At 57.8% G+C, this 8,411-nt stretch carries 6 protein-coding genes and 2 pseudogenes; 3 read left to right on the top strand and 5 right to left on the bottom strand.

What is annotated here, in order from left to right; all coding sequences use genetic code 11:
• Both AC1RQC_RS32140 and AC1RQC_RS32135 read left to right on the top strand, forming a co-directional pair.
• Positions 1 to 372 (top strand): annotated as a pseudogene (locus AC1RQC_RS32140) (PLP-dependent aminotransferase family protein); the annotation flags it as partial.
• 146 nt (positions 373 to 518) lie between these two features.
• Positions 519 to 1,366 (top strand): annotated as a pseudogene (locus tag AC1RQC_RS32135) (IS3 family transposase); the annotation flags it as partial.
• 70 nt (positions 1,367 to 1,436) lie between these two features.
• Here AC1RQC_RS32135 and AC1RQC_RS32130 read toward each other — a convergent pair.
• From AC1RQC_RS32130 to AC1RQC_RS32115, 4 genes are all read right to left on the bottom strand, one after another.
• Positions 1,437 to 1,844, bottom strand: a complete 408-nt coding sequence (locus AC1RQC_RS32130) for a cupin domain-containing protein (RefSeq protein WP_492808829.1) — start codon at positions 1,842 to 1,844, stop codon at positions 1,437 to 1,439.
• An 82-nt stretch (positions 1,845 to 1,926) separates the two neighbouring features.
• A complete protein-coding gene (locus AC1RQC_RS32125) occupies positions 1,927 to 3,075 on the bottom strand; it encodes an alpha/beta hydrolase (protein ID WP_492808828.1) in 1,149 nt (382 codons plus the stop codon).
• Positions 3,076 to 3,118: 43 nt separating this feature from the next.
• Positions 3,119 to 5,116 (bottom strand): glycoside hydrolase family 3 protein, encoded by a 1,998-nt coding sequence (locus tag AC1RQC_RS32120; protein WP_492808826.1) that lies wholly within the window; start codon positions 5,114 to 5,116, stop codon positions 3,119 to 3,121.
• 148 nt (positions 5,117 to 5,264) lie between these two features.
• A complete protein-coding gene (locus AC1RQC_RS32115; RefSeq protein ID WP_492885649.1) occupies positions 5,265 to 6,284 on the bottom strand; it encodes a porin in 1,020 nt (339 codons plus the stop codon).
• Positions 6,285 to 6,492: 208 nt separating this feature from the next.
• Here AC1RQC_RS32115 and AC1RQC_RS32110 point away from each other — a divergent pair, with 208 nt between their 5' ends.
• Complete coding sequence (locus AC1RQC_RS32110; RefSeq protein ID WP_492808824.1) at positions 6,493 to 6,696, top strand: hypothetical protein; 204 nt, start codon at positions 6,493 to 6,495, stop codon at positions 6,694 to 6,696.
• Between the two features lie 600 nt (positions 6,697 to 7,296).
• Here the strand turns inward: AC1RQC_RS32110 and AC1RQC_RS32105 are convergent.
• Complete coding sequence (locus tag AC1RQC_RS32105; protein ID WP_416046782.1) at positions 7,297 to 8,409, bottom strand: ABC transporter ATP-binding protein; 1,113 nt, start codon at positions 8,407 to 8,409, stop codon at positions 7,297 to 7,299.
• Between the last annotated feature and the right edge of the window lie 2 nt (positions 8,410 to 8,411).

The following is an 8,411-nucleotide window of genomic DNA, read 5'->3' as shown; positions in this document are numbered from 1 at the left end:
GCCACGTCGTGGATCAAGGACGGCACGGCCGAAGACATGCTCAAGGCCATCCGCGCCGAGTGCGTGGCCCGCCAGCTACTGGCCCGCGACGTGCTGGCGGGGCGGCCATATGATGCCGACCCGGAAGGCTTCCATCTCTGGCTGCCGATACCGGCGGACAGCGGCTGGCGTCCTTCCGAGCTGGCGCTGCACCTGCGCTCGCGAAGCATTGGCGCGGTGTCGAGCGCAGCGTTCGCCACCGACGGCAATCCCCCGGATGCGATCCGGATCTGCCTGGGCGGGCCGGATGGGTGCGATGAAATAGAGGAGTCGCTGCAAATCGTGGCGGATACGCTGGACGATCCGCATCATCTACATTCGGCGATGCTGTAGCCGGCTCATCGTTTGCCTCAGGTGCCTAGGAAAAGAAGTCAACACCCCTCTGGATGAACTTCCCCCCAAAAGTTGGACCCCAACTTTTGGGGGGCATAATTAAACACTCCGAGCAGTTCAAGCTGTCAGTCGTCGACTTGCTCCAGCCGCTGCCGGCCAATGATGAGACTCGCACCCGAGAAGAATGACTCGAAAAGCCGACCTATCTGCTCGCGGAGGTGGCGTACAAAAAAGATCGACGCCTTGGTTCAAGCGAAGAGGCTGGCCGTGCGGCAGAAAAAGCACGGCTAGTGTTTGAGCTAAGGCTGCAGTATCCGCTAGCGACTTTGCTGAAGGTCGCGCATTACCGCCGCAATTTGCAACCAAGGCCGGATCGTCAATCACAAGATCGTGCAATGCTTGATGGGCGTCCTGGGACTGAAAGCGCGGGTACGCGCGAAGAAATACTGCCCTTATCGGGGAGAGGTTCGCCAGGTTGCGCCAGTATTCTGCAGCGCCGCATGGAAGCCCAGCGTCAAAACGAGAGTGGGTGACAGATGTGACCCAGTTTGATGTAGGCGGCCAGAATGTCTCCCGCCGATGCTGGATCTGTACCACGGCGAGATCATCGCCTATGAGACGGCAAGGCGGCAGGCATTCGAGATGCTTAGAACCATGCTCAAGTAAGCATTCGCAAAGCTCAGACCTCAGGACAGGCGGTGCTGTACTCAAATCAAGGCTATCAGTAGCAGATGCCGATGTATCGTCACTTACTGCAACAACGCGCCCTGATGCAAAGCATGTTGCGCAAGGGGAATTACTTGAACAACTCGGCCATGGCGAGCTTCTTCGGCAGCCCTGAATTCCGAGTTCTGCCACTTGAACACGTTCGGTGACCTCGACCAACTGTAGGCCGGGCCGGACCGATACATCCGATTGCAATCACGACCGCATCAAGCTCAAACTAGAAGGGCTGAGCCCTGTGCAGTACAGGACCCATCCCAATCCGGTCTAGCCAACCAACGGTTCAACTTTTTGGGGTCAGTACAGGACACCGGCTTTTCCAATAAGTCCGCGATATAACCTCAGGGCAAGTCCACCTCCAAGAACACCGCAGGCACGTCCCCCTTGTTCTGCAGAGCATGCATCCTAGCGCCCTGAGTGGCGTATGACTGCCCGGCACCGATCTGCTTGCCCTCCGTTTCGCCGTCAAGGTATTCCGTCAGCGTGCCTTTGAGCACATAGGACACCGAGGGCCGGTCGGCGTGGCTGTGCATCGGCAGAATGCCGCCAGGTGCGATTGTCACCTCGCGCATCCGCAGGGTACGGCCCTTGCTGACGCTGAAGTCAGTGGGCAGCTTGACCGCTGCGAGTTCCTTACCATTGACTCCGACACGCTCGGTGGGCAAGGATTGGGACTGCGCGGCCGCGGGGCCGGCTGCCATCCATCCACCCAGCATGCACAGGCTAAGTGAAGCAAGGGTACGTCTCATGATATCGATGTTCTCCAAGGGTTGAAGGGAGCCGGCGCGGACCTCTTGCCCATCGCCAGACATCCGTCGCCGCAGCGCGGCATCACTTCACGCTGCGCGTGATCCAGCCGTTGAGGCGTTCGGCGATGTCAAGGCTGTTCTTCTCCTGCATCATCAGGTGGCCGTTGCCCCGAACCCCCTGCTGTTCGAGGCGCCAGAAGGTAGTCGGTACCCCCGCCTGGGTGAGGAAGGCCGCGGTGCAGTGGTCATAAGGGGCGTGGTATGAGGCCTCGCCAGTGACCACCAGCACCGGTGTGTGCCGCAAATTGGCCAGTTGGCGAGCCGGCTCACGCTGCCGCCAACATTTAACCAAGCCATTGCCATCGGCTTCCGCCTGTTGCTCGATCTCGATCTCGGCGGGGTCGTTGACTGCCGGCGCGTAGCGGACCGGGATATTGGTCAGTCCCCAGGCCAGTTCGCGGGTGGCCTGAGTAGCGTTCTGGAACGGTGGACCGGAAGGTTCGACCGCAACGATGCCTTTCACCAACTGAGGTCGCGCATCGGCGATCGACCAGCCAAACAAGCCTGCCTGTGAATGCACCAGCAACACGGCCGGACCGATCTTGTCAAGCAGCGCGGAGGCCGCCTTCTGCACCAATTGCTCGCTCTGTTTGTTGTCCGCCAGCGACGGCACGATGCCAGCGTAGAAGGCATCAAATAGCGGGTCGCCGCGCTTGCCAGGGGTAGCGCTTTCGCTTGGCCACTGGGTGTGCCTCTCAGCCTGCGGCCACGCCTTGTATTGTTCCGAAGCCGTAAACAGCTTTTGCACCAATGACAAATCGCTAGTGCGCAGCTTGCCGCCAGTCTCAGGCAGCCAGGGTGAACGGCCTCGGCTAGGCTGGTCAACCATGTAGACCACATAGCCCTGGTCTACAAAGTAGTCAGCCCATCCCTTGCGTCCATCGGGCGTGCCCATCCAATTGGTGGCGGTTTGGCCCAGGCCATGGAACAGTACCAGAGGGTACTTGTGCTTGACCTTGGACGGCGCCCAGGCCTGCACATACATCTGTCCGGCCATCAACTCCTTTCCGGCCTCGCCCACGTAATCTCCGCCAACATAGAACGAAGCATGGCGGGTAACCTTGGTGGGCGTGAATTGCTCTGGGCCAAAGGGTGCAGCATCCGCGAGCGACGCGGTGCCCGCGAGGGCAAGAAGCGCGGCAACCAGGCGTGTTGAGTACTTAGTGTGCATAGGAAACTCCTTGAATGAAAGGCGTGCAAGCACGTCTCAAACCTCAATAGTTCAAACCTTGGCCTCGGCGGTAGGCGACCGGACTTGCAACGGGCAACGTGTCCCGATTGGTCCACGGCAGGTCATAGGGCAACTTGGCGCCGGGTGTCTGCTCGCCAGTCAGCACATCGAACAAGGCATCGAAGCCTATGCCAAAATTGCCGACAATCGCGGCGGCGGAGCCTGCGATGCCGCTCAGGTCTGCCGGTCGCTCCAGGTACAGCGAGACCACGGTCGGCACCTTGGCGCTGATGCGCTTGAATTCCTCGAAGGCCGGATCTCCGGACTTGAAGCCGGTGTCGCCTTCCCGGTAACGCGCACCGAAGAAGTAGTTCGGGTGTAGGACTTCGAAAGGCGTGGATAGGGCCATAATGGCCACGTCGGCATCCTCAGGACGCTGTACCACCGTAAAGCCACGCTGGCGGGCCACGTCGGCATCAACCTGATACAGATAGACCTTGCGAGCCTTGGCGGCGCGCAGCGGTAGCGTTTGCTGGCCATTCTTGATCAGCACCACTGAGCGACGCTGCGCGCTCAGTGCCATGGCTTTAAAGGCCGGGTTACCCACGATGCGGGTGGCATCAGCCACATCCACATACGGATTCTCGAAAAGGCCTTGCTGGAATTTCTGCGCCAAAATGCGCTGCACCGACGCATCGACTACAGCCATGCTCAGCCGGCCCGATTTCACCAGTCCAACAATGATCTCGGGCTCCTTGGAACCACCGAACTGGTCCACCCCCGCTTGTGCCGCCTTGGCGAAGCGCTCTGGCTTGCTGAGATGCTCCACTCCCCAGGGCATGGCCATGTCGATGGGGGCGGGCTTCTGCCCCGGCTTGGCTCCATACTGGCACACCGCAGTGCAGTCATCCATGATCTGCCAGTCGGACACGATCACACCATCGAACTTGAAGCGGCCACGCAGTACCTCGGTCAGCATCTGTTTGTTGAAGCCCACGCCCACACGCTCGATCGGCTCCGTACTGCCCTGGATCCTGAGATTCTCCAGCGGCTGGCCGTAGGATGGCATCACGCCGCCCACCCGGGCGGCAAAGGCACCGGTAAAAGGCAGGATGTGATTCTCGATGTCAGCCGACGTCACGGCCAGGTGCCGGCCGTAGTAGTTGTGCGCATCGAAACCGTCTGGCATCGTCGCGCCATATCCTACCCAGTGCTTGACCACCGAGACCACGCTATCCCGGCCTATGCCCTGGCTGCCGTCTTGCATGCCACTGACATAGGCTTGCACCAGGCGCGTGGCCAGTTGCGGATCACTGCCAAACGTTCCGTTGGTTCGATGCCAGCGCGGGTTTAGCGTCAGATCCGCCTGTGGCCCCAAAGAGATGCGAATGCCTACGGCCAGATACTCCTGCCGCACGCTATCGGCAAATTGGCTCACCAGGTTGGCATCACCAATAGCCGCAAACCCTACAGGGTCTGGCCACTGCGTGAATGCACCGGACTTGACGCTCACGCCCTGCGCATAGCGGAACTGGCTCCGAGGGTCGGTACTCAGGGAGACCGGAATGCCCAGCCTGCCCTTCTCGGCAATCGCTTGCAGGCCGTTGTACTGCGTGGCCATGTCCGCTACGTCGGTACTCAACCGGTTGAGAAAGGACGTAATGTGCTTGTCGAGCAGCAAGCTGGTGATTCCCGGGACCTCCCAGGCCGTTCCGGCACCCGGGATCGTGGACGACGCCGTCGACGGCGGATTGGCATGCATCATTGTGCCGGCCTTCTCCTCGAGGGTCATCTCGCCAACCAGATCTCGCGCGCGTTCAGCCGATGGTCGGCGCCAGTCCTCGTAAGCGTCGAGCATGCCGTTCTTGTTCAAATCCTTGAATTTCAGGCCGTCTACCTGCAGGAATTGGATGGACTGGCTCTTGAGCACAGGCTGACTTGGCACAGCCGAGGACAAGGTGCTGCAGCCGTAAAGGGTTGCGGTGGCCAGAACAGACAGGCCAACCCAGATGGCCCCATGCTTCAGGGAGAATGTAATCATGACTTGACGGAGTCCAATGTAAAAACGGGTTTCCAGAAGGAGGCAAAGCAGTGAGAGGTCTTGGTCGTTCTGGACAATGCAGGCGGGAGTGCGCCACCGTGCGGCTTGCCTCCGATGTAGCACGCGTTGTGCGGCTTCGCTGAGCAAGTCAGAAACGGTGACTCATGCCAAACTCAGCCCCACGCAACAAGCGCCCCGCAGGTGGCGTGCCCAGCCCGAAAGCCGCATTGCCAGCGTTGCTAAGGCTCACAAGCGTGGCATACAAGGTGGTGCGTTTTGAGAATTCGTAGGTGTACCCTACGGCGATCTGGGTGGCGTGGTTCTGGTTGATCGATGCCCCGTTCAATGTGCCCGATTCATTGACACGTGTGTAGTTGGCCCGCACATTCCCAGCCTGTCCAACTGGCACCACTACGCCCACCTGGGCCACAAGGCGTGATGCGTCAATGTAATTGCTGCGTACGATCGAGCCTAAGAACTTGGCCACCTGCAGGTCATAGGATCCAGCAACCGCAGCGCGCGTGAGGTTGCCGCCCAACCCATCGAATACGCTGTAGGCAACTGTGACGTTGACCGGGCCCGTAGCATAACCAACCCGACCACCCGTGTACTTTTGGGCCGGCTTTCTTTCGCCGAGCGCCACTGCCAAGTTGGCGTAGAAGCCGCCGAGGCTGTTGGGCGTGAAGTAGCTCACCATATTGTCTGCACGCGCCCACAGGCCGGTAGCTTCGATGCCACTGCCAAAGGCGGTGGAGTAGAACTTGCCCTGGTCGGCCAAGCCGCTGACGCCGAAGGTATCGAACTCAGCAAAGGACGTGTAGCCTGGCGTCAGGTCATGACCCAACCGGACCTCACCCAAAGGGCCCATCAAGCTTACGGTGGAGCGACGGTTCCAGAATCGCGCGCTGTTTCCGCTACCGTCGTCGACGTTCACCGTGCCTTCTAGCCACGCCCCCGCGGCCATACCGCCACCTAGATCTTCCTGCGCGCGGATACCCCATCGGCTGGCAGCCAGCCCACCACTGCCCATGCTATAGGTAGGATCGACGCCATTGCTGACGCGGCGCACCGCTACGTCGGCAACGCCGAACAAGTTCACACTCGATTGCGCCGAGGCAACGCCTGTGAACACGGCAAGCGCCGGCAGAAGGAATGCTGATTTCTTCACTACATGCTCCAGAGGGGAAGTCTAGTTGTATTGATCTTTGCAAGCAGGTCACTGCATATACGCTGCGTCTTCGACTCCCTGGAAGCACGACGTGCCGAAGGGAGTCTTAGGGACCGCGCGGAAATTTCGTCCCGCCGCATGGTGAGGGCGCAAACGCAGCACACAAGAAACCTATCTGCATCGATCGTGCCATCGGGCAGTGCGACTCATGCAATCAATTCACAATCAATGGGATGACACAAGCTTGATTGGTACTTCGACCGAGCAGAACTATCTGCAAGAAGCTCGGCTGTTCGGTCGATCCATTCACTGCCTTGGGGCTGCGGAACGCACTCAATGCATCGAGACACTTGCCAATGCTGCACCGGGGTGGGGCGCGATCTGGGGGATCGCCTTCAAGGCAAACACATGAAAACTGATTTCTTCGGTTTCTTCCTCCCTTCAAATAGCCCCCTCATTTCCACCCAATGGAAATGAGGGGGCTATACCTAATTTTCCCACGCGAACACCATAAATTCCGTCACATGGAAATTAGTAACCTCGCAATATTTATCAATTGATAAATAAATATTTGCAACTTCACCTATATATATCTACACATAAAACCTAGTGATTCACGGGACGTATTTACCCAAGGGTACTGTTGGATACCCATGTGGCAATTTCAACTTTGCAGTTAATTTCGCCGTGATTTTCAAATTCCGCGTTCGCTGCGCATCTTCCATCTTGCGCTCATCGAACGGAGAAATATACGGACTCATTCAAAGTGAAAATTAAAGAGATACACTCTCTCCTGCGATATCTTTTATCGACATCACCATTCTCAGCCAGCCTGGCGATTACAAAAACAACAATTTTATATGTGCATTAATAGCCAGGTTAATTTATCAACGCTCACAAAATACAATCTCTTTTGTTTTTAAAAATTCCAATATAAAAATCACTCGAAATTTTTTAATGAAAAATGACTACAACGAAACATAAAGGAAAATTGATTTCCTCTTTGTGTCCCCTATACAATCCTTTCCTCACTTTCCGGGTCGAACAGCACGGCCTTTCCGAGGTCAATCACCAGCGACATCCGATTCCCTGGCACCGCTGCTTCGCGGGGGTGGGTGCGACAGCAGACTTTTGAGTTGTTTAGCGTCACGAATACAAGGGTATCCGGCCCAGTTGGCTCAATCATATCGACCACACAGTCGAGCACCGGCAGATCGGTGCGATGAGCAGTCTGCGTGTCGGTAATCTGTTCCGGGCGAATTCCGAGTAGCACTTGCCTGCCGAGGTGGGGCCGCAACGCGGCATCGTCTGCATATAGCGGCATCACCTTTGTGACCGAATCTCCATGCTTCAACGCGATGCCGATACCGCCGCCTGCCTCCACCAATGTAGTAGGAATAAAATTCATTGGCGGGGACCCGATGAAGCTAGCGACGAAGCGGTTGACGGGGTTGTCATAGATTTCCTGCGGAGTACCGAATTGCTGCACGAAACCGTCCTTCATGACCGCGATGCGGTCGCCGAGCGTCATCGCCTCGATCTGGTCGTGCGTGACATATACGATGGTCGACTTGAGCCGTTGGTGCATCATCTTAATCTCGAGACGCATCTCAACCCGGAGTTTGGCGTCGAGGTTCGACAGCGGTTCATCGAATAGAAACACCGCCGGGTTGCGCGCGAGCGCCCGGCCCATCGCCACGCGCTGACGCTGGCCCCCAGATAGCTGCGAAGGCTTGCGATCGAGCAGATGGCGCATCTGAAGCATGTCGGCGACACGGTCGACGGTTTTGTCGATTTCGGCTTTCGGCATCTTGCGGATCTGCAGGCCGAAGGAGATGTTGCTGCGCACACTCATCGATGGATACAGCGCATATGATTGAAAAACCATTGCGATGTCACGGTCCTTCGGTTGTAGGTCATTGACGCGTCGCTCACCGATATGTATGTCGCCGCTAGAAATATCGTCGAGACCGGCGATCATGTTCAGCAGTGTCGACTTTCCACAACCGGAAGGGCCAACCAGGATCAGAAACTGGCCGTCTTCAATATCGATGTTGATACCTTTCAGTACGTCAGCGCCGTTGCTGTAGATCTTGCGGATGTTGCGAATTGAAAGTGCAGCCATGT

This window comes from Cupriavidus sp. GW822-FHT03E04 (assembly GCF_058801495.1).
This window is presented reverse-complemented; position numbering and strand designations above follow the sequence as displayed.